Origin of the sequence: Bradyrhizobium altum, assembly GCF_020889705.1 — a bacterium.
Classification (GTDB): domain Bacteria; phylum Pseudomonadota; class Alphaproteobacteria; order Rhizobiales; family Xanthobacteraceae; genus Bradyrhizobium; species Bradyrhizobium altum.
In genome coordinates this window covers 39,784-61,530 of record NZ_JACMYP010000019.1, presented here as the reverse complement: position 1 = coordinate 61,530, position 21,747 = coordinate 39,784, and the positions used below count along the sequence as shown (strand labels likewise).

The window sequence follows — 21,747 nt, the reverse complement described above, 5'->3', positions numbered from 1 at the left end:
CCCCCCCTGCCCGGGCTGGCGCGGCTTGCTCCCACGCAACAGCGCAGCCGTGAGCGGTTCGAGCGCATCCTCGCCTGCGCGACCGAGATCATGGTGGAGAAAGGCAGCGAGGCCTTCCGCATGAGCGACATCGTCGAACGCAGCGGCGTCGCATTCGGCTCGCTGTATCAATATTTCCCCGACAAGGCCGCGATCATCGGCACGCTGGCGGAACGGCATAACGCCATCGGGCGCGATTGCGTCAGGCGCGATCTGGCCGCGGTCTCGTCCGCGCGTGACCTGCACCCGGCGCTATGCCGGATCGTCGACAGTTACTACGAGATGTTCATGCGCGAGCCCGTCATGCGCGACATCTGGCAGGCGACCCAGGCCGACCGCGCCCTGCAGAAGCTCGATGCGGACGACATGGCCGTACTCTCCGGCCTGTTGTCCGACGCGGTCAGGCGGGTTGCACCCACCATGCCGGCCGCCACCCTCGCCACCTTCTCGGGACTGACGATGATGCTGATCGCAGCCGCCGTGCGTCACGCGATCACGCTGCCGCCGCGGAAAGCACGGCAGGTGCTGACGCAGTTCAAGACCATGCTGCCGGGAGACCTCGCCGGGCTGGCATGACCGCGACCGCGCCGATGTCGGGAATTTCCCTTTCGCTGCGGCGATAGACAGCGGGCGTAGACGATCTACGCCGTTCGGAGCGGCTCGCTGCACCCGACGCCGTCCCGCTGGCGGACCATGCCGCCAAGAGATGAGGATCGATGCGAGATGGGATCGCCGACCATCCTGCGATGCTTGCCTCCACTGTCACGTCTGCCTAAAATTCCTGCGATATTTGACGGCTATGAATATTGCCGGGAAGTCCGGGAAGAGTTTTTCGCAAGATGTGATTCGAGGAGCGGCCTTGCCGACCTAGGTTCCCCGAGGGGTCATCAGACATTTATTTACCAAAGCGGGCGCCATCGTTCTTTTCATAAAATTCGAACGAATCGCTCAATCCGGACCGAAGACAGTTTTGCGACCATGGCGCTCTCGAACCTCGGAGAGCGCGATGAGCGAAGTCGAATTTGATCTGCTGCTGGACGCCGTGCGAACGGCGATCGCGCCTATTGCTCAGGAGGATTTCGTGGCTCGACCCTCGCCCCGCATTCAGCCGCCGCCGCGCGCGGCGAATGACAACCAGGCGCCGTGGCCGCTGATCCCGTTTCCTGAAGGCTGGTACGCCGCGAGCTAATGCGGCTTCTCATTTGTCGGCTGCAAGCTATTGATGAGATGAGTGGAGGCCACGACCAGAATTGAACTGGTGTACACGGTTTTGCAGACCGTTGCGTAACCACTCCGCCACGTGGCCCCTTGCGGCGCACTTCATATACGCCCTCTCTGCGATAGGCAACCAAGCCGGACAGCTAACGTCGGCGCTTCCGGAAGTCCCGCTTCTTCGGTTTTGGTGCCAATTCCGGCATTTCGGCCTGCACTTCGCGGAATCTCGCTAGCATCCGCTCGAAACTATCAGTTAACGCTGCCGCGATATCCGGCCGCTTTTCCAGCCCGGCCAGCAGGATCGCGGCCGCCTCGATGGTGGACAGGCCGTCGCGCCGCGGTTCCCGGCGCAGCTTGCCGTACAGCGAGGGCCGTTTCGGCCCGAGAATCACCCGCTGGCACTTCAGCATCCAGGCGTTGCGCCACCACAGCGCCTTGGCCTGGCTCCAGGTGCCGTCGAGCAGCACGATGCCCTCAATGTCGGAGAGGATCGCGCGCTGGTGCGGCTCCAGCTCGCCCTTGCGATTGATCGCGACGATCTCGGCGTCGGTATCGAGATCCTCGACCTTGGCCGAGCCGAGATAGAGCACCGCCCAGCGCGACGGATCGGGCACCGGCCGGCCGAGAGCCTTGGCAAGGCTCGGCCAGGACAGCCCGATCCGCAGGACGGCGTTCTCAAAGTGCCGCGCGGTGAGCCGCGCGGTGCCGAGCGCCCTGTCCTGCTCCTGCGGGTGCTGCAGGATCAGGAGCTGGATCCGGCTTTTGATCGGCGTGACGCTGTCGCAGATGCACAGCGGCATCGGCTTGCCGCAATGCGGGCATTCCGGGATCTCGGTGGCAAGTTCGGTCTTTGCTTCGGTCGGTTCGGACATCGCTTCGCTATACGCGTGCCGAGCCGTTCAATCCAACCTATTCCGCCGGCGCGTGCACGCCTGACGGCGCCGGGCGCCGGCGCAACCGGTCGATCAGCAGATAGATCACCGGCGTGGTGTAGAGCGTCAGGATCTGCGACACGAACAGGCCGCCGATGATGGTGATGCCGAGCGGCCGCCGCAGCTCGGTGCCCGGGCCGGTCGCGATCACCAGCGGAATGCCGGCGAACAGCGCGGCCATGGTCGTCATCAGGATCGGGCGGAAGCGCGCCCGGCAGGCCTCGAAGATCGCATCCCGCGACGACAGGCCCTGATGCCGCTCGGCCTCGAGCGCGAAGTCGACCATCATGATGCCGTTCTTCTTGACGATGCCGATCAGCAGGATGATGCCGACAAAGGCGATCACTGTCAGCGGCGTGTTGGTCACCTGCAACGCCAGCAAGGCGCCGAGGCCGGCCGACGGCAGCGTCGAGATGATCGTAATCGGATGCGCCAGGCTCTCATAGAGCACGCCGAGCACGATATACATCGCGACCAGCGCGCCGAGGATCAGCAGCGGCTGCCGCCCGCTGGTCTTGTTGAAGTCGCCGGCATTGCCGTCGAAGCTGCCGCGAATGCCCTCGGGCATGTGCAGCTCGTCGACCGCCTGCTGGATGTTCGTGGTGGCAACCTCCAGCGGCACGTCCGGCAGCAGGTTGAACGACACCGTGGTCGAGGGAAAGCCGCCGGAGTGATAGACCGCGAGCGCCGACAGTCCGCGCTGGTAATGCACGAGCGCCGACAGCGGCACCTGCACGTCGTTGGCGCCGGCGACGTAGATGCGCTCGAGATTCGACGGGTCGCTCTGGAATTTCGGATCGATCTCAAGCACCACCACGTACTGGTTGCGCTGGGTGTAGATGTACGAGATCTGCCGCTGCGAGAACGCGTTGTTGAGCGCGTTGTCGATGTCCTGCACACGGACGCCGAGGCTGGAGGCGATCTTGCGGTCGATCACGAGGTTGAGCTGCAGGCCGCCGGGGTCGCGGTCGGCGGAGACATCGGTGATGCCCTCCACCGTCTCCATGCGCTTGGCGACGAGCGGCGCCCATTTCTGCAACAGATCGAGATCGGTCGAGGCGAGCGTGTACTGGTAGTCGGAATCGCTTTGGCGGCCGCCGGTGCGGATATCCTGGGCGGCGAACATGAACAGGCGGATGCCCGGCACCATGAACAGGTTGCGCCGCAGCCGGTCGATCACCTGCGCGGTCGACAGACCTCCCCGCTCCTCGGGCGGCTTCAGGCTGATGAACATGGTGCCGCGATTGGAGGTGGCGCCGCCCGGGCCGCCGCCGGAGCCGACCGACGAGCCGATGCCGGCGACCGCGGGGTCCGCCATCACGATGTCGGCGAGCCGCTGCTGCAGACCGAGCATCGATTGGAACGAGATGTCGGCGGAAGCGCGGGTCGCCCCGATCACGAAACCGCTGTCGTCGGTCGGGAAATAGGCCTTCGGCGTCTTGACGTACAGCACCACCGTCAGCGCGACGGTGGCGAAGAACACCACCAAGGTCAGGAAGGGATAGCCGAGCACGATGCGCAGGGTCGACGCATAGAACGCCACGACGCGCGACAGCGTGCCCTCGATGACGCGATCGTACCAGGTGGCGCGATCCGAGGTCGCCTCCCTGATGTAGTGCGCACAGATCATCGGCGTGATCGTCACCGACACCAGGGTCGACACGATGATGGCAAACGTCAGGGTCAGCGAGAACTCGCGCAGCAGCCGGCCGACGATCCCGTCCATGAAGATCAGCGGCGTGAAGGCCGCGATCAGCGACAGCGAGATCGACAGCACCGTGAAGCCGATCTGCTTGGCGCCCTCGACCGCGGCCGGATATGGCGCCATGCCCTGCTCGAGATTGCGGTACATGTTCTCGATCATCACGATGGCGTCGTCGACCACGAAGCCGACGGAGATCGCGAGCGCCATCAGCGACAGATTGTCGATCGAGAAGCCGGCGAGCCACATCCCGGCGCAGGTGCCGGCCAGCGCCAGCGGCACCGAGACGCCGGCGGCGATCGTCGGTACGATCCTGCGCAGGAACACGAACACCACCACCATGACCAGCATGGCGGTCGCGAGCAGCGTGAACTGCATGTCTTCGACGCTGGCGCGGATCGTTCCGGTACGATCCACCAGGGTCGAGATCTCGACACCGGCCGGGATCCACTGCTTCAGTTCCGGCAGCATCCTGCGAACGCCGTCGACGGTGTCGATGACGTTGGCGTCGCCCTGCTTGGTGATCTGGATCAACACCGCCGGCTGCTTGTTGAACCAGGCGATCGAGCGCGAGTTGCGGACGGAATCCTCAACCTCGGCGACATCCGAGAGGCGGACGAAATTGCCGTTCGAGCTCTTGATGACGATGTCGCGGAACTCGGCCGCGGTGCGCATCTGCTTGTTGATCGAAAGCGTCTCGCTCAGCCGGTCGCCATTGAAGATGCCGAGCGGGCCCAGCGGATTGGCATTGATGATCGCGAGCCGGACGTCGTCGGTCGCGATCCCGGCATTGGCCAGCGACACCGGATTGAGCGCAATGCGCACCGCCGGCTGGTCGGCGCCGCTGACCGTCACCTCGCCGACCCCCGGCACCTGCGAGATGCGCTGCGCCAGCACGGTGTCGGCGACGTCGTACATCGCGCTGGTCGAGATCGTCTTCGAGGTCAGCGCCAGCACGAACACGGGTGCCGCGGCCGGATTGGCCTTGCGGAACTTGGGCAGCGACGGCAGGTCGCTCGGCAGATCGGCGAGCGAGGCATTGATCGCGGCCTGCACGTCGCGCGCGGCGCGGTCGATGTTGCGGCCGATCGAGAACTGCACCTGGATGCTGGTGGTGCCGAGCGAACTCGTCGAGGTGATCTGGTCGACCCCCGAAATGGTGCCGAGCTTGCGCTCCAGCGGCGCGGCGACAGTCGCAGCCATCACCGAGGGATCGGCGCCGGGCCGCGACGCCGACACCCGGATGGTCGGGAAGTCGACATTCGGGACCGACGACACCGGCAGAAACTCGTAAGCGACGATCCCGACCAGGAACAGCCCGATCGCCAGCAAGGTGGTGCCCACCGGCCGGCGGATGAAGGGCTCGGAGATCGAGATCACTGCATGCCCTCGGTGGCACCCGCGATCGGCGGGCCGCTGGGACCGGGCTCAGGCACGGCCCGCTCGATCCGGCGGTTGAGCCGGTCGAGCGCGAGATAGATCACCGGCGTGGTGTAGAGCGTCAGCAGCTGGCTCAGCAGCAGGCCGCCGATGATCGAAATGCCGAGCGGGAAACGGAGCTCGGCGCCGGTGCCGCTTTCGATCGCGAGCGGCAGCGCGCCGAACAGCGCGGCCAGCGTCGTCATCATGATCGGCCGGAACCGCAACAGGCAGGCCTGCACGATCGCGTCATAGGACGACATGCCCTGATGCCGCTCGGCCTCCAGCGCGAAGTCGATCATCATGATCGCGTTCTTCTTGACGATGCCCATCAGCAGGATGATACCGATCAGGCCGATCACCGAGAGGTCCTGCCCGCACAGCATCAAGGCCAGGATGGCGCCGACGCCGGCCGAGGGCAGCGTCGACAGGATCGTGATCGGATGGATGTAGCTCTCGTAGAGCACGCCGAGCACGATATAGATCGTGATGATCGCCGCCAGGATGAGCCAGGGCTGTCCGGCCAGCGAGCGCGCGAATTCGGCGGCGTCGCCGGAATAGATGCCGACGATGCTGCCGGGCATGCCGATCCGGGTCTCGATCGCCTTCACCGCCTCGACCGCGTCGCCGAGTGCCTCGCCGGGCGCCAGGTTGAAGCTGAGCGAGACCGAGGGGAATTGCGCCTGGTGCGAGATCGCGAGCGGCGCCGTGGTGCGGACCAGCGTCGCCACCGCCGACAGCGGCACCTGCGCGCCGTTGGCGCCCGGCAGATAGAGCTTGTCGAGGATCGAGGGATCGCGCTGATACATCGGCAACGCCTCGAGCACCACGCGGTACTGGTTCGCCTGGCCGTAGATCGTGGAGATCTGCCGCTGCGCGAAGGCGTCGTTCAGTGTATCGGTGACGCCTTGTAAGCTGACGCCAAGCTGGCCGGCGCGCTGGCGGTTGATGTCGAGCGCCGCACGCAGGCCGCCATCCTGCGCCTCCGACGAGACATCGCGGAAGATCGGGTCGCGCCGCATCTCGGCGACGAGCTTCTGCGACCATTGCGAGACCTCGGCGGCATCGGTCGCGGTCAGCGCGTACTGGTATTGCGAGCGGCTCGACTGGGTCGATATCTGCACGTCCTGCACCGGCTGGAAGTAGACGGTCATGCCGGGCACCGTCGCGATCTTCTGCTTCAGCCGCTCGATCACCTTGACGACGCCGTCACGCCGCTGGTCGAGCGGCTTCAGCGTCATCACCAGGCGGCCGACATTGGTGGTCGGATTGACCGAGCCGGCGCCGATCACCGAGACCACGCCGACCACGTCGGGGTCGGCCTTGATGAGGTCGGAGACCTCGCTCTGGCGGCGCTGCATCTCGGCGAACGAAACGTCGGGCCGGCCCCGGTCACCGCCGTGATCGAGGACGTGTCCTGCAGCGGCAGGAAGCCCTTCGGCGCCAGCACATACATGATGAGCGTCAACGCGATGGTCGCGAATGTCACCAGCAGCGTCGCGCGCTGCCGCTGCAGCACCCAGAGCAGCGTGCGATGGTAGAACTCCACCATGCGGTCGATGACGCGGCTGACCGCGGCAAGGCCCGGGACCGCCATCTCCTCATGGATGTTCTTGAGCAGCCGCGAGCACATCATCGGCGTCAGCGTCAGGGATACGATCGCGGAGGTCACGACCGCGATCGTCAGGGTCAGCGCGAATTCGCGGAACATGCGGCCGACCAGGCCGGACATGAACAGCAGCGGGATGAACACCGCGATCAGCGACACCGTCAGCGAGATTACGGTGAAGCCGATTTCGCTGGCGCCCTTCAGCGAGGCCTCCATCACGGTCTCGCCGTCTTCCATGTGGCGGACGATGTTCTCGATCATCACGATGGCGTCGTCGACCACGAAGCCGGTTCCGATGGTCAAAGCCATCAGCGACAGATTGTCGAGGCTGAAGCCTGCGAAATACATGATGCCGAAGCTCGTGATCAGCGACAGCGGCAGGGCGACGCCGGCGATCAGGGTCGCGCGCAGCGACCGCAGGAACAGCAGCACCACCAGCGTCACCAGCACGACGCTCAGGATCAGCGTGAACTGCACGTCGTGGACCGAAGCGCGGATCGTGACGGTGCGGTCGGAGACGACGGTCAGCTTGACGCCGGCCGGAACGGCCCGCTGCATCCGCGGGATTTCGCCGCGGATCTGCTTGACGACGTCGATGACGTTGGCGCCGGGCTGGCGCTGGATATCGATGATGACGGCCGGCGTGCCCTGGTACCAGCCTCCGGTGCGGTCGTTCTCGAGCCCGTCGACGATCTGCGCAACGTCGCCGATCGTCACCGGCGAGCCATTGCGATAGGCGATGATGATCGGCCGGTAGGCGTCGGCAGCGGCGATCTGGTCGTTGGCGGCGATGGTGTAGGATTGCTGGGCGCCGTCGAGCGAACCCTTCGGCCCCGACACGTTGGCGCCGGCGATCGCGTTGCGCAGATCCTCCATCGCGATGCCATAGGCCGCAAGCCGCGCCAGGTCGGCCTGCACGCGCACCGCGGGCTTCAATCCGCCGAGGATCGAGACCCGGCCGACGCCGGAGATCTGGCTCAGCCGTTGTCCGAGGATGGTATCGGCCAGATCGCTCATCGCCCGCAGCGAGATCGTGTCCGAGGTCAGCGCCAAGGTCATGACCGGCGCGTCGGCCGGATTCACCTTGGCGTAGACCGGCGGGTACGGCAGCGTCTTCGGCAGAATGCCGGCGGCGGCATTGATCGCGGCCTGGACGTCCTGGGTAGCGCCGTCGATATCGCGGTTGAGGTCGAACTGCAGCGAGATCTGGCTGACGCCGAACGAGCTGGTCGAGTTCATCAATGACAGCGACGGAATCTGCCCGAGCTGCCGCTCCAGCGGCGCCGTGATCAGCGAGGCCACCACGTCGGGGCTCGCGCCCGGCAGTTGCGTCGTCACCTGTACGGTCGGGAAGTCGACCTGCGGCAGCGCCGAGACCGGCAACGCCCAATAGCCCAACGCGCCGCCGATCATCAGGGCGATGCCGAGCAGCGAGGTGGCGATCGGTCGGCGGATGAACGGTTCGGAGACGCTCATGGTTGCGTGCTCGCTGTTAGGTCGGACATTACGAGGTCAGGATGTCGGTCATGGCTGCGCCTTCGGCGCGCCGCCCGACTGTTCGCCCCCTGCCGCCGGCGCGGGCGCCGGTCCGGTCTGCCCCTTCGGATCGCCCTCGCTGTGGTCGCGCCGGCCGCGATGCTCGCCGCCCTGCCCGTCCTGCTTGGCGTCCTTGCCCTGATCCTTGCCCTGATCCTTGCTCTGGCCCTCGCCTTGCGCCCCGCGCTTGCCGTCCGGAGTACGGCCGCGCTTGCGCGGCGCAAGATCGGCGGCCGGCGGCCCGTCGTCCTTGCCGACCACGACCTTGGAGCCATCCGCGAGATTGGCAAAGCCCGTCGTCACGACGCGGTCCGACGTGGTCAGGCCGCTGGCGATGACGGCTTCATGCTCGTTCTGCTGCGTGACCGTAACCGGCTTGGCGGTGACAGTGCTGTCCTCGCCGATGACGTAACTGAACGTGCCGGCGGGACCGCGCTGCACCGCCGAGGTCGGCACCACGATCGCCTGCGGCAAGGTCTCGACCTTGAGCCGGACATTGACGAACTGGCCGGGCCAGAGCTGGTAGCTGGCATTCGGCAGTTCGGCCTTCAGCTTCAGCGTGCCGGTGGTCGGATCGACCTGGTTATCGATGCCGGTCAGCTTGCCGGTATCGATCACGGTGACGCCGTCATTGCCGAACACATCGATCGCAAGCTGGCCCTTCGCCGCCGCGGCGTTGACTCGCATGATCTGCTGCTGCGGCAGGCTGAACCACACCGCGATCGGTTGCAGCTGGGTCAGGATCACGAGCCCGGTGGTGTCGGAGGCGTGGATGATGTTGCCCTGGTCGACCTGGCGCAGGCCGGCGCGGCCGGAGATCGGCGCGACGATCTTGGTGTAGCCCAGGGTCGCGCCCGTATTGTCGATCGCGGCCTGGTCGGCCTTGATCAGCGCCTCCTGCTGCGCCACCAGCGCACGCTGCGTGTCAGCCTGCTGCTTGGAGCCGGCATTGCTGGCGGCCAGCTGCTCATAGCGGGTAAGGTCGAGCTTCTGGTTGGTGAGCAGCGCGACGTCCTGCGCCTTCTTGGCGACGGCCTGGTCGTACTGCGCCTGATAGATCGCAGGATCGATCTCGCCGAGCACGTCGTCCTTCTTGACGTCCTGGCCCTCGACGAAGTTCACCTTGAGCAGCTTGCCATCGACCTGCGAGCGCACCGTGACGGTGTTGAGCGCCTTCACCGAGCCGACGCCATCGAGATAGACCGGCACGTCCCGCACCTGCGGCGTGGCCGCGAGCACCGGCACCGGCAGATCGGGCCGCGCGCCCGCGCCGCGCCCGCCGCCTCCATTTTGTTTAGGCTGGAAAGCAAGCCAACCGAGATAGCCGAGCCCGCCGAGGATCACGAGTGTGATGAGCAGCGACACCATGCGTCCAAGCAGGCGCGAGACCAGGCTCCGCTTGCGTGGGGCTGAGCTTTTCTCGTCGTCCCTCGAGTCGGGCTTAAAGAGCATCGACCGGTCTTTCCATCTTCGGTTCCCAGCCGCCCCCCAAGGCCTGATACAGGCTCACGATCGCCAATAGCCGGGCCAGCTGGGCCTGGGAATAAGCGTCTTCCGCCTGGAACAGGGTCAGCTGCGTGTTTAGCACAGTTACGATGTCGGCGGTGCCGGCCTTGAGCTGCTGCTCGGCCAGGTCGAAGGCGCGCCGCGACGACGACAGCACGTCGCGCTGCAGCTGCAGCCGCCGCGTGGTCTCGCGGATCGCGACCAGCGCATTGTCGACATCGGTGAACGACTGCACGACCGTCTTGCGATAGGTCTGCAGCAGCTCATCCTGCCGCGCCTTCGCGTTCTCGAAATTGCCGAGGATCCGGCCGCCATCGAAGATCGGCTGGGTCATGCCGCCGACCAGGTTGAAGAAGGCCGCATGCGGCTGGAACAGCGAGACCAGCGCCTGGCTCTGGTAGCCGCCCGTCCCGGTCAGCTGGATGCTCGGGAAGAACTGTGCCCGCGCGCTGCCGACATTGGCGGTGGCGGATGCGAGCTGCGCCTCCTGCCTGCGGATATCGGGACGCTGGGTGAGCAATTCGGACGGCAGGCCCGGCGTGACGCGCGGAATCGCGACTGAATTGAGCGAGCCGCCGGCGAGGCGCACGCTCTCTGGCGGCCGCGACACCAGCACCGCGAGCGCGTTGATGTTCTGGTCGAGCGTCTGCCGCAGCGGCGGCACCAGCGCACGCTGGTTGGCCAGCACGCTCTCCTGCTGGGCGACATCGAGATCGGAGCCGGTACCGGCCTTGAAACGTTCCCGGATCGCATTGAGGATGCGCTCGGCGCTGGCGATATTGCGCTGTGCGGTGCGCAGCCGGTCCTGTGCGGCGAGCACCGTGAAATAGGCGTTGGCGACGCTCGCCAGCGTGGTCAGCGCCACCACCTCGCGGTCGAACCGGTTGGCGACGGCGGTCTCCTCCGCCGCCTGCGCGGCGTCGCGATTCTGGCCCCAGAAGTCGAGCTGGTAGCTCGCGCTCAGCGAGGCGCTGTAGTTCACTACCTCGCGGCCGCCATTGGTCAGACCGCTGGCGCTGGAGCCGGAGGTGCGCGAATAGGTTTCAGACCCGTTGAGATTGACGGTCGGCAGCAGCGCCGCGCCGGCCTGCCGCGCCAGCGCGTCGGCCTGCCGGAAGCGCGCCACGGCGGCGGCGATGTCGAGGTTGACGGTCTGCGCCTCCTCCATCAGCTTCGTCAGCTCCTTGGAGCGGAAGCCTCGCCACCAGTCGAGCGTCGGAAGCGCGTCGCCCGGCCGGCCCAGACGCGCGGCCTTGTAGCCCTGCGGCACGTCGAGCGCGGGATCGGGGATGTCCTGGGTCAGAATGCAGCCGGGTGAGCCCGCGACCAGGCCGAGCGCGACAAGCGATCGTCCCGCGAGCCGTCGCATGCGGACGGCGAGGCCGACCCGGCCTCCAGGCGCCATCACGGACGCGGGCTGGGTCACACCCATTCTCCGCCAAAGCCAGACTTCGCCCGTGGCGGACGAATGACGCAGTCAGCAATGGTCTGGGTGACGTGCACGGGGTAATGCTTCCAATGGAACCTGGCTGTCCCATCCTACCCTTGGGACGATAGGGCGGACAGCCCTGTCACGATTGTGCGACGTCGCATCGCAAGCGATTCGTGGCTACCCGGAATGCCGACTTTTCCCTATTTTTACGGCATTTCCGCGCGCTTCAGACCGGTGCCGGAAGTCATCTTTCTTACGAAGATTTCATGGGGATTTCTCGGCCCTGTTGCTCCGAATCCGCAACATGCGCCGGAGCGACAACGATCTCGCCGCGCCAGGCGACGCCTCGTCAGGCCTTGACTTGGTCGATCGCGCGCAACTGACGCAAAAGCGCCGGCCGCAGAACGATTCTGCCAGACGACCAGCCCGCTGCAAAACGGCCTCCTCCGCGATGCCCATGTGGTGCGCGCCAGTCGGGTTCGGTGTGGTGAACCCGCCATTTGCCGCAGTGCGAAAGCCCTTCCCTTTTTCGATCAGCACACTAGGTTCGCCGCAAGCAAGACACAGACCGGCAAAGAAATTCCCCGACATGGCATTCAACAAAGACGTCATTGAAGCGATCGGCAACACCCCCCTCATCAAGCTGAAACGCGCATCCGAACTGACCGGCTGCACCATTCTCGGCAAGGCCGAATTCATGAATCCCGGCCAATCCGTGAAGGATCGCGCCGGCAAGGGGATGATCCTGGAGGCCGAGAAGCGCGGCGATCTGAAGCCCGGTGGGCTCGTGGTCGAATCGACTGCGGGCAATACCGGCATCGGACTTGCGGTCGTGGCGAGCGCGCGGGGCTACCGCACCCTGATCGTCATTCCGGAGACGCAGAGCCAGGAAAAGAAGGACATGCTCCGCCTGTGCGGGGCCGAACTCGTCGAGGCGCCGGCGCTGCCCTACTCCAATCCGAACAACTATCAGCATCTCGGCAGGCGTCTCGCCGAGCGGTTGCGCAAGACCGAGCCGAACGGCGTGCTGTTCGCCGACCAGTGGAACAACCTCGACAATCCCAAGGCGCACTACGACTCGACCGGACCGGAGATCTGGCAGCAGACCAACGGCAAGGTGGATGGCTTCATCTGCTCGGTCGGCACCGGCGGCACGCTCGCCGGCATCAGCCGCTATTTGAAGGAAAAGAACAAGGACATCGTCACCGCCTGTGCCGATCCGCACGGCTTCGCGATGTACGAGCTGTTCAAGAACGGCCAGGTCAAATCGACGCCGGGTGACTCGATCACCGAAGGCATAGGCCTCGGACGCAAGACACCGGTGATCGAGACAGCGAACGTCGACGATGCGTTCCTGGTCTCCGACGAGGAAGCCGTGACCATCATCTACGAACTGCTGGAGCACGAAGGCCTGTGCCTCGGCGGGTCGACCGGCGTCAACATCGCGGGCGCGATCCAGCTCGCCAAGCAGCTCGGTCCCGGCAAGACCATCGTCACCATTCTCTGCGACTCCGGCAACCGCTATCAGTCCAAGCTGTTCAACCCGGCCTTCATGCGTTCGAAGAATCTGCCGGTCCCGGAATGGCTGGAAAAGCGCAGCAAGATCGAGCTGCCGTTCGTCTGACGAACGACGTCCCCACAGACGTCATTGCGAGGAGCTATTGCGACGAAGCAATCCATACTTCCGATGCGGATGATTGGATTGCTTCGCTCCGCTCGCAGTGACAGCGGAAATCACCGCAAGATCTGGCTCAGGAACAACTTCGACCGCGCATGCTGCGGGTTGGCGAAGAATTCCTGCGGCGTGTTCGACTCGATGATCTGACCGGCGTCCATGAACACGACGCGGTTGGCGACTTCGCGGGCAAAGCCCATTTCGTGGGTTACGACCAGCATGGTCATGCCCTCCCTAGCGAGATCGACCATGGTGTCGAGCACCTCCTTGACCATTTCCGGGTCGAGCGCCGAGGTCGGCTCGTCGAACAGCATCACCTTCGGGTTCATGGTCAGCGCACGGGCGATCGCGACGCGCTGCTGCTGACCGCCCGACATCTGGCCGGGAAACTTGTTGGCCTGATGCGGGATCTTGACCCGCTCGAGGAACTTCATCGCGGCCGCCTCCGCATCCTTCTTCGGGATATTGCGTACCCAGATCGGCGCCAGCGTACAATTGTCGAGCACGGTGAGATGCGGGAACAGGTTGAAGCTCTGAAACACCATGCCGACCTCGCGCCGCACCTCGTCGACCCGGCGCAGGTTCGGGCCGAGCTCGATGCCGTCGACCACGATCTCGCCCTCCTGGAATTCCTCCAGCGCGTTGATGCAGCGGATCAGGGTCGACTTGCCCGAGCCGGACGGCCCGCAGATCACGATACGCTCGCCCTTGCCGACCTCAAGGTTGATGTCGCGCAACACGTGGAAGTCGCCGTACCATTTGTTGAGCGTGGAAATGTTGACGATCGGGGTTGTGGACATGGTGACCTTGTTCAGTGGCGGCGGTGAGCGTTGAGCCGATGTTCGACGAACAGCGAGTAGCGCGACATTCCGAAGCAGAACACGAAATAGATCATTCCCGCAAAGGCGAAGCCGGTAAAGGCCGTCGTCGGCGTCGACCAGTTCGGGTCGGAGAACGATGCCCGCAGGGAACCCAATAGATCGAACAGCGCCACGATCGACACCAGCGAGGTATCCTTGAACAGCGAGATGAAGCTGTTGACGATGCCGGGAATGACGTAGCGCAGCGCCTGCGGCAGCACGATCAGCGACGTCGTCTTCCACCAGGACAGGCCGAGCGCCGATGCGGCTTCCGCCTGCCCGCGCGCCACCGCGGCTAACCCGCCCCTGATCACCTCGGCCATATAGGCGCCGGTAAAGATCGCCACGCCGATCAGGGCACGCAACAGGCCGTCGACGGCGAAATTGCCCGGCACGAACAGCGGCAGCATGTAGGTCGCGAAGAACAGCACCGTGATCAGCGGCACGCCGCGCCAGAATTCGATGAAGGCGATCGAGAAGATCCGGATCAGCGGGATGCTCGAGCGACGGCCGAGCGCGAGCGCAATCCCGATCGGCATCGAGGCAACGATGCCGGTGATCGCGATCACCAGCGTCACCAGGAGGCCGCCCCACAGTCGCGTGTCGACGATGGGAAAGCCGCCGCGATCGAGCCCCATCAGCTTGATGCCAACGGCTATCCCGGCAAACGTCAGCAGGCTGCCGACCAGCGCTCTGCGCCCGGTCCGCATGCCGCCTCCGAGCACAAACAGCACGGCGGAGACGATGACGGCGGTGACCAGGAAATCGCCCCAGACCGGCAGCGACGAGAGCTGCAACTGGTCGCGCAGCCAGGTCAGCGGAAAGATCAGCCAATGGATCAGAAAGCCGACCAGGACAAGCACCTTGCCCAGTGCCCACGGCAGCGGGGCGATCGCCGAGCTCTTGCTGAGATTGACCAGCAGATCGCCGGCGCCGCCAACGCTCTGCTCGAACAGCTGCAACACGCCGGCGGTCCAGCTCACGCCGAAGCCCGCGATGCCGCCGCCATGCAGCAGGAAGAACGCCACCACCGGAAACGCGAAGAAAAACAGGCCGGAGTTGATGCCCTTGGCCGGCAGGCGCGGCATTAGCAGCGGCAGCAACAACGCGGCGCCGAGCCCATAGGTCAGATTGACCCGCCAGCGCTGCGCTTCCGGATAGAAGCCATAGATCAGCTGCGTCAGCTTGGCCGCAATATAGGGCCAGCAGGCGCCGACCTCGTGCCCCGCCTTTTCGGCGAGGCAAGCGGTGCGATCCTTGCCGGCCCAGACCGCGTCGACCAGCAGGAACTTGATCGTCGGGACAACGATGTACCAGGCCAGCAATAGCCCGAGGATCGTGAGCAGGATGTTGCCCGGCGAATTCAGCAGCCGCGTTCGTACGAAGCCGATGAAGCCGGTGGTCTTGGCCGGCGCCGCACGCTCTGCGACCAGATCCTGCCGGACAAAGGACGGGGCGGACAGATCGGTCATGCCGCCATGCTCCGGTTGATGCGCCAGCCATAGACGCTCATCAGCGCGCTCGTCGCGAGCGAGAGCAGCAGGTAGACGCCCATCGTCATGGCGATGATCTCGATCGCCTGCCCGGTCTGGCTTACCGCGGTGCCGGCGAACACCGAGACCAGATCCGGATAGCCGATCGCCACTGCCAGCGACGAATTCTTGGTGAGATTGAGGTACTGGCTGGTCAGCGGCGGCACGATGACCCGCATCGCCTGCGGCACCACGATCAGCCGCAGCGTCGCGGCGCGGCTGAGGCCGAGCGAAGAGCCCGCCTCCATCTGTCCCTTGTGGACCGACATGACGCCGGCGCGGACGATCTCGGCAATGAAGGCCGCCGTGTAGGTCGACAACGCGACCGTCAGCGCAACGAATTCGGGGATGACCCGCGCGCCGCCGGCGAAGTTGAAGCCTTTCAGCTGCGGCAGCTCGAACTTCAACGGCCAACCGAACATCAGCATCGAGACCAGCGGCAGTCCGACCAGGCAACCCAGCACATAGGGCCAGATCCGGATCATCTGCCCGCGCTGGAACAGGGCACGCCGCGCGTGGTGCCGCAAGCCCAGCGCCACGACAATGCCGACCGCGAGCGCGGCGAGGAACGGATAGAGCCCCGGTTCGCTGACCGGCTGCGGCACGATCAGGCCGCGATTGTTGAGGAAGAACGTACTGAAGATCGAGATGCTCTGCCGCGGCGCCGGCAGCGCCGCGAGCACAGCGAGGTACCAGAACAGGATCTGGAACAAGACCGGCAAGTTCCTGACGATCTCGACATAGATGCCGCCGATCCGCGACAGCAGCCAGTTCGGCGACAACCGGCACAGCGCAACGACGAAGCCGATCACGGTGGCAAAGACAATGCCGATCACCGAGACCAGGATCGTGTTCAACAAGCCGACGAAGAACACCCGCCAGTAGGTGTCGGAGTTGTTGTAGGCGATCAGGCTCTGATTGACGTCAAAGCCCGCATTGTAATTGAGGAAGCCGAAGCCCGACGCAATGTGCTGGGTCTCCAGGTTCGTCCGCGCATTCGCCACGATCTCATAGGCGATCCAGGCGAGGATCGCAGCGAAGGCAATCTGGGCGGCCAATCCGTTCCAGCCGGTCTTGCCGCCAAGCGCACGCTTCAGCCTGAGGGCAAATTGCAGCGGCGGTTTGCGGGGCGCGATGCTCATCGCGGCAGCCGTTGGCCGGACCGATCAGCGGATCGGCGGCGCGTACTGGATCCCGCCCTTGTTCCAGAGATTGTTGACGCCACGGGCGATGCCGAGCGGCGAGCCGGCGCCGACATTGCGCTCGAAGGTCTCGCCGTAATTGCCGACCGCCTTGACGATGCGCACCACCCAGTCCTTGGTCAGGCCGAGTTGTTCACCCAGATTGCCGTCGGTGCCGAGCACCCGCTTCATCTCCGGCTTGTCCGATTTGAGCATCGTGTCGACATTCTTCTGGGTGATGCCGAGCTCCTCGGCATTGATCATCGCAAACAGCGTCCACTTCACGATGTCGAACCACTGGTCGTCGCCGTGGCGCACCATCGGCCCCAGCGGCTCCTTGGAAATGATTTCCGGCAGCACGATGTGATCGGCCGGGTTCGCGAGCTTCAGACGGCTCGCATAGAGCCCGGACGCGTCGTCAGTGAAGACGTCGCAGCGTCCGGATTCATAGGCTTTGACGGCTTCGTCAATGCTGCCGAACGCGATCACCTCGTACTTCATGTTGTTGCCCTTGAAGAAGTCGGCGAGGTTCTGCTCCGTCGTGGTGCCGGTCTGCACGCAGACCGAAGCGCTGTTCAGTTCGAGCGCCGAATTGACCTTGAGCGACTTCTTCACCATGAAGCCCTGTCCGTCATAATAGGTCACGCCGGTGAAATTGGCGCCGAGCGAGGTATCGCGCGACACCGTCCAGGTGGTGTTGCGCGACAGCACGTCGATCTCGCCGGATTGCAGCGCGGTGAAGCGATCCTTGGCCGACAGCGGCACGAACTTGACCTTGGTCGGGTCGTCGAGCACCACTGCGGCAATGGCCCGGCACACGTCGACGTCGATCCCGGTCCAGTTCCCCTTGTCGTCCGGTGATGAAAAGCCAGGCAGGCCCTGGCTGACGCCGCAGGACAGCTGGCCCCGGTCCTTGACCGTCTTGAGGGTTTGCGCCGAGGCGGACTGGACCGACAAGGCAGCGGCAGCGGCAAGGAGAACAGCCAGGGATACGCGTTTCATGGGTAGGCCTTTCAGGGTCGTCCGTTGGACGTTTTGCTTTGTGATCGCCTCGCGTTCACGGGCCATCCCAATGATCCCTTGCAGCAAAAGATGCTGATCTGACAGTCAGTTTGACGTGCAAACCGGCCAGGCAACGGATCGTAGGTCGCGGCAGGCCCCTCAACGTGCGGCGACTGGTAGTTGCGGCGCATCACATAGCGACTGACGAGCCGGGTCAAGGGGTTGACGCACGTCTTCTACGTCTTGTTAGTAACACCTCCCGGCGTGGCCCTGTCTTCCCGACGCGGTACGGCTGCGGCAAAAAGTCTAAAATCTAACGGCAGCAAACCATGACCTCCTCCGACGGCTCCATGCCCTCCCGCCCGCACGACGCCGCGACCCGCCTGGTCACGGCCGGCCGCGACACCAAGGCCCAGAAGGGCTTCGTCAATCCGCCGGTCTTTCACGGCTCGACCGTGCTCTATCCGACCGCCGAGGACCTCCGCGCCCATCGCGCCGAATTTACCTATGGCCGCCACGGCAGCCCGACCACGCGGGCGCTGCAGGACGTGCTGATGGCGCTGGAGGGCCCGCAATGCGCCGGCGTCGGCCTCGCCCCGTCGGGACTGGCAGCGATCAGCACCACGCTGCTCGCGGTGCTGAAGGCCGGCGATCACCTGCTGGTGTGCGACAACGCCTATCGGCCGACCCGCAATTTCTGCGACAACATGCTGAAGCGCTACGGCATCGAGACCAGCTATTTCGATCCGCTGCTCGGCGCCGGCATCGAGACGCTGTTCAAGCCGAATACCCGCGCGGTGCTGATCGAGGCGCCCGGTTCGCAATCCTTCGAGATGCCCGACGTCCGCGCGATCTCGGCCGTGGCACATGCCCGCGGCGCGCTGATGATCGACGACAACACCTGGGCGACGGCGCTCTATCACCGCTCGCTCGAACAGGGCGTCGACATCAGCATGCAGGCCGGCACGAAGTATATCGGCGGCCACTCCGACATCATGTTCGGCACCATCTCGGCCAATGCGAAAGCCTGGCCGCTGGTGCAGGAGGCGATCCGCCTGCTCGGCGTCTGCGCCGGCCCAGACGACGTCTATCTCGCGCTGCGCGGTGTCCGGACGCTGTCGGTGCGGCTGGCGCAGCACCACCGCTCCGGGCTCGAGATCGCGCGCTGGCTTGGCGCGCGGCCGGAGGTCGCTCGGGTGCTGCACCCTGGCCTCGAGACCGATCCGGGGCATGCGATCTGGAAGCGCGACTTCACCGGCGCCTCCGGCCTGTTCAGCATCGTGCTGAAGCCTGTGCCGCAGACCGCGGTCGATGCGATGCTCAACACGCTCACGCTGTTCGGCATGGGCTTTTCCTGGGGCGGCTTCGAAAGCCTCGCCATCCCGTTCGACTGCAGCGACTATCGCAGCGCGACCAAATGGTCGCCGGGTGGGCCGACGTTGCGGCTGCATATCGGGCTCGAGAATCTCGACGACCTCAAGGCTGATCTCGATCGCGGCTTTGCCGCGTTGAAGGCCGCGCTCTGACTTTCCACGCCGGTTGCGTTAGACGATATTAACCACGACCGACCGGCCAAGTCGCCGCGTTGCGACTAACGTCGCACGCGTTGCGCACGCACGATCTCCGGGATTCTGCGGAGATGCGACGGGCGCCGATAACTCGCCGTTCACCATCCCCACCAATCCCTGAATTGTCCGGACCTTCCATCAAGTTCCCTTATACTTTTGCGGCCGTACTGATGCTCCCGGGAAGGGCTGTCAGTGCCGCAAGGACGTGACTGCCCTGCGTTAAGGGCATTCAGACAATCGCATGAAGACGGCACGCATCGTGGTCCTCGGCATCGCCGGCGTCGCAGGCCTCGCGGCCATGTATCTCGCGAGCGTTGGCGATCGCAAACCGGCGCCGGTCGCGCCACCAGTGGTACAACTGCCGACCGTCGAGGTGCTGGTGGCGAAGTCCGACATCGGGCTCGGTCAGTCGGTCAAGCCTGAAGACGTGCAATGGCAGCGCTGGCCAGCCGAGACCGCGAGCAGCGCGTTCATCCGCCACGATACCAATGCCGACGCCATGAACGACGTCATCGGCTCGATCGCACGCGCTCCCTTCATCGTCGGCGAGCCGATCCGCGAGCAAAAACTGGTCAAGGCCAATGGCAGCGGCTTCATGGCCGCGATCCTGCCCACCGGCATGCGCGCGATCTCCACGGAAATCTCGCCCGAGACCGGCGCCGGCGGCTTCATCCTGCCCAACGACCGCGTCGACGTGATCCTGTCGCGACGCGACAAGAATCCCGATCAGCAACAGGGCAGCCGCGACATCATCACCACCGAAATCCTGCTGTCCAACGTCCGCGTGCTGGCGATCGACCAGGCGCCGAAAGAGAAGGACGGCAATAACTCCCTCATCGGCAAGACCGTGACCCTCGAGCTCAAGCCCGAACAGGCCGAGACGCTCGCGCGGGCACGGCAGAGCGGCACGCTGGCGCTGGCGCTGCGCAGCATCGCCGACGTCAACGAGAAGACCGACGAGACCAGAGACCAGGCCCCGAAGCGGGGCGAGAGCATTCGGGTGGTGCGTTTCGGCATCCCGAGCTCTCAGACGACACAGAAGTGATGGGGGCTTCGATATGACAATTGCTGCAACACAACTGGCGAGGCGGACCACGCTGGTCCGCTCGCTGTCATTCTCGGCGGTCACCGCCCTGATGCTGATCCCTGCCCTCGCCAGCGCGACCGATCCCGACAAGAACGCGGACGTCGCGGTGACGAGCAGCATCGCCGCCAAGACGCGCTTCGTCTCGCTCGGCGTCGGCAAGTCGGTGGTGGTCGACCTGCCGCGCGAAGCCAAGGACGTTCTGGTCGCCGATCCCAAGATCGCCAACGCCGTGATCCGCTCGGCGCAGCGCGCCTATATCATCGGCGCCGCGGTCGGCCAGACCAACGTGGTGTTCTTCGACGCCGACGGCAACCAGGTCGCGTCCTACGACATCGCGATCAAGCGTGACCTCAACGGCATGCGTGCCGCGCTGAAGCAGATGCTGCCGGGCGTCCAGATCGAGGGTGTCGGCGAGAGCGTGGTGCTGACCGGCACGGTGGCAAGCCCGGTCGAGGCCCAGCAGGCCGGCGACATCGCAGCCAAGCTCGTCGGCGGCCCCGACAAGGTCGTCAACTCGATCGTGGTGCGCGGCCGCGACCAGGTGATGCTGAAGGTCACCGTCGCCGAAGTGCGGCGCGACGTCGTCAAGCAGCTCGGAGTCGATCTCAGCGCCAACATGAATTACGGCACCGCCGCGGTGGTCTTCAACAACGCCAACGCCTTCACCGCCAACAACGGACCGCTCGCCAGCAACGTGCTGGCCGGCGCGGCCCTGAACAAGCTCGGCGTGCCGACCGTCACCGCGACGCTGCGCGCGATGGAAAGCGCGGGCGTGGTGAAGACGCTGGCCGAGCCGAACCTCACAGCGATCTCCGGCGAGTCCGCGACCTTCGTGTCAGGCGGCGAGTTTCCAATTCCGACCGGCGTCACCTGCCAGACGACGACGTCGGGCACGATCGGGAATTGCGTCCAGACCGTCAGCTTCAAGAAGTTCGGCATCTCGCTCAACTTCACCCCGGTGGTGCTGTCCGAGGGGCGCATCAGCCTGAAGGTGATGACCGAGGTTTCCGAAGTCTCGATGGACAACGCGTTGACCGGCGGCCAAGGCGGCACGACCATTCCCTCGATCAAGACCCGCCGTGCCGACACCACCCTAGAAGTGCCCTCGGGCGGCTCGATCGCGATGGCCGGATTGATCCAGGAGCAGACCAAGCAGGCCATCAACGGAATGCCTGGCGTCGATCAGATCCCGGTCCTCGGACAGCTGTTCAGGAGCCAGGACTTCGTCAACAACGAGACCGAGCTCATGGTCATCGTAACGCCGTATGTGGTGCGCGCGGTTGCGCAGAAGGAATTGTCCCGTCCCGATGACGGGTTCGCCCCGGCCTCCGACGCGCAGTCGGCGCTGCTGGCGCGCGTCAATCGCATCTACGGCGTTGCCGCCCGTGCCGAGCCGATCGGCGCCACGCCGGTCAATTTCGGCTTCATCATCGACTGAGGCGCTGAAGGGTT

14 protein-coding genes, 1 tRNA gene and 1 pseudogene are annotated in these 21,747 nt (G+C 65.2%); 6 read left to right on the top strand and 10 right to left on the bottom strand.

What is annotated here, in order from left to right; genetic code table 11:
• Together H8B02_RS08350 and H8B02_RS08345 are read left to right on the top strand one after the other, a co-directional pair.
• A partial coding sequence (locus tag H8B02_RS08350) for a TetR/AcrR family transcriptional regulator (RefSeq protein WP_229165761.1) occupies positions 1-615 on the top strand: 615 nt, incomplete at its 5' end.
• Positions 616-1,045: 430 nt separating this feature from the next.
• Positions 1,046-1,228, top strand: a complete 183-nt coding sequence (locus tag H8B02_RS08345; RefSeq protein ID WP_092114503.1) for a hypothetical protein — start codon at positions 1,046-1,048, stop codon at positions 1,226-1,228.
• Between the two features lie 43 nt (positions 1,229-1,271).
• Here the strand turns inward: H8B02_RS08345 and H8B02_RS08340 are convergent.
• From H8B02_RS08340 to H8B02_RS08315, 6 genes and pseudogenes are all read right to left on the bottom strand, one after another.
• A tRNA-Cys gene (locus H8B02_RS08340) sits at positions 1,272-1,345 on the bottom strand.
• 55 nt (positions 1,346-1,400) lie between these two features.
• The gene (locus H8B02_RS08335) at positions 1,401-2,126 is read right to left on the bottom strand and encodes a tRNA-uridine aminocarboxypropyltransferase (protein WP_229165760.1); all 726 of its coding nucleotides are present in this window, start codon (positions 2,124-2,126) and stop codon (positions 1,401-1,403) included.
• Between the two features lie 37 nt (positions 2,127-2,163).
• The gene (locus H8B02_RS08330; RefSeq protein ID WP_229165759.1) at positions 2,164-5,268 is read right to left on the bottom strand and encodes an efflux RND transporter permease subunit; all 3,105 of its coding nucleotides are present in this window, start codon (positions 5,266-5,268) and stop codon (positions 2,164-2,166) included.
• Positions 5,265-8,392, bottom strand: a pseudogene (locus H8B02_RS08325) (efflux RND transporter permease subunit). The gene H8B02_RS08330 and the pseudogene H8B02_RS08325 overlap by 4 nt, the downstream one beginning before the upstream one ends.
• Positions 8,393-8,440: 48 nt before the next feature.
• Positions 8,441-9,904 (bottom strand): efflux RND transporter periplasmic adaptor subunit, encoded by a 1,464-nt coding sequence (locus H8B02_RS08320; RefSeq protein WP_229165758.1) that lies wholly within the window; start codon positions 9,902-9,904, stop codon positions 8,441-8,443.
• Complete coding sequence (locus H8B02_RS08315; RefSeq protein ID WP_376711620.1) at positions 9,894-11,390, bottom strand: efflux transporter outer membrane subunit; 1,497 nt, start codon at positions 11,388-11,390, stop codon at positions 9,894-9,896. The genes H8B02_RS08320 and H8B02_RS08315 overlap by 11 nt, the downstream gene beginning before the upstream one ends.
• A 589-nt stretch (positions 11,391-11,979) precedes the next feature.
• Between H8B02_RS08315 and H8B02_RS08310 the strand changes: the two genes are divergently transcribed.
• Entirely contained in the window at positions 11,980-13,014 is a 1,035-nt protein-coding gene (locus H8B02_RS08310; protein ID WP_229165757.1) for a cysteine synthase A, read from the top strand.
• A 110-nt stretch (positions 13,015-13,124) separates the two neighbouring features.
• Here H8B02_RS08310 and H8B02_RS08305 read toward each other — a convergent pair whose 3' ends face one another.
• The 4 genes from H8B02_RS08305 to H8B02_RS08290 are packed head-to-tail and all read right to left on the bottom strand — an operon-like array spanning position 13,125 to position 17,640.
• Complete coding sequence (locus tag H8B02_RS08305; protein ID WP_029083902.1) at positions 13,125-13,865, bottom strand: amino acid ABC transporter ATP-binding protein; 741 nt, start codon at positions 13,863-13,865, stop codon at positions 13,125-13,127.
• Between the two features lie 11 nt (positions 13,866-13,876).
• On the bottom strand, positions 13,877-15,397 hold the full coding sequence (locus H8B02_RS08300; protein ID WP_229165756.1) for an amino acid ABC transporter permease: 1,521 nt from the start codon (positions 15,395-15,397) through the stop codon (positions 13,877-13,879).
• Positions 15,394-16,599: an amino acid ABC transporter permease gene (locus tag H8B02_RS08295; protein WP_229165755.1), complete on the bottom strand. Its 1,206-nt coding sequence runs from the start codon at positions 16,597-16,599 to the stop codon at positions 15,394-15,396. Before H8B02_RS08295 ends, H8B02_RS08300 begins: the two co-directional genes overlap by 4 nt.
• Positions 16,600-16,623: 24 nt before the next feature.
• Entirely contained in the window at positions 16,624-17,640 is a 1,017-nt protein-coding gene (locus H8B02_RS08290) for an amino acid ABC transporter substrate-binding protein (protein ID WP_173642910.1), read from the bottom strand.
• A gap of 329 nt (positions 17,641-17,969) precedes the next feature.
• Between H8B02_RS08290 and metC the strand changes: the two genes are divergently transcribed.
• From metC to H8B02_RS08275, 3 genes are all read left to right on the top strand, one after another.
• Positions 17,970-19,166: a cystathionine beta-lyase gene (metC, locus tag H8B02_RS08285; protein ID WP_229165754.1), complete on the top strand. Its 1,197-nt coding sequence runs from the start codon at positions 17,970-17,972 to the stop codon at positions 19,164-19,166.
• A gap of 283 nt (positions 19,167-19,449) precedes the next feature.
• The gene (gene cpaB / locus H8B02_RS08280) at positions 19,450-20,253 is read left to right on the top strand and encodes a Flp pilus assembly protein CpaB (protein WP_229165753.1); all 804 of its coding nucleotides are present in this window, start codon (positions 19,450-19,452) and stop codon (positions 20,251-20,253) included.
• 13 nt (positions 20,254-20,266) lie between these two features.
• On the top strand, positions 20,267-21,733 hold the full coding sequence (locus H8B02_RS08275; RefSeq protein ID WP_376711619.1) for a type II and III secretion system protein family protein: 1,467 nt from the start codon (positions 20,267-20,269) through the stop codon (positions 21,731-21,733).
• The last annotated feature ends 14 nt before the right edge of the window (positions 21,734-21,747 follow it).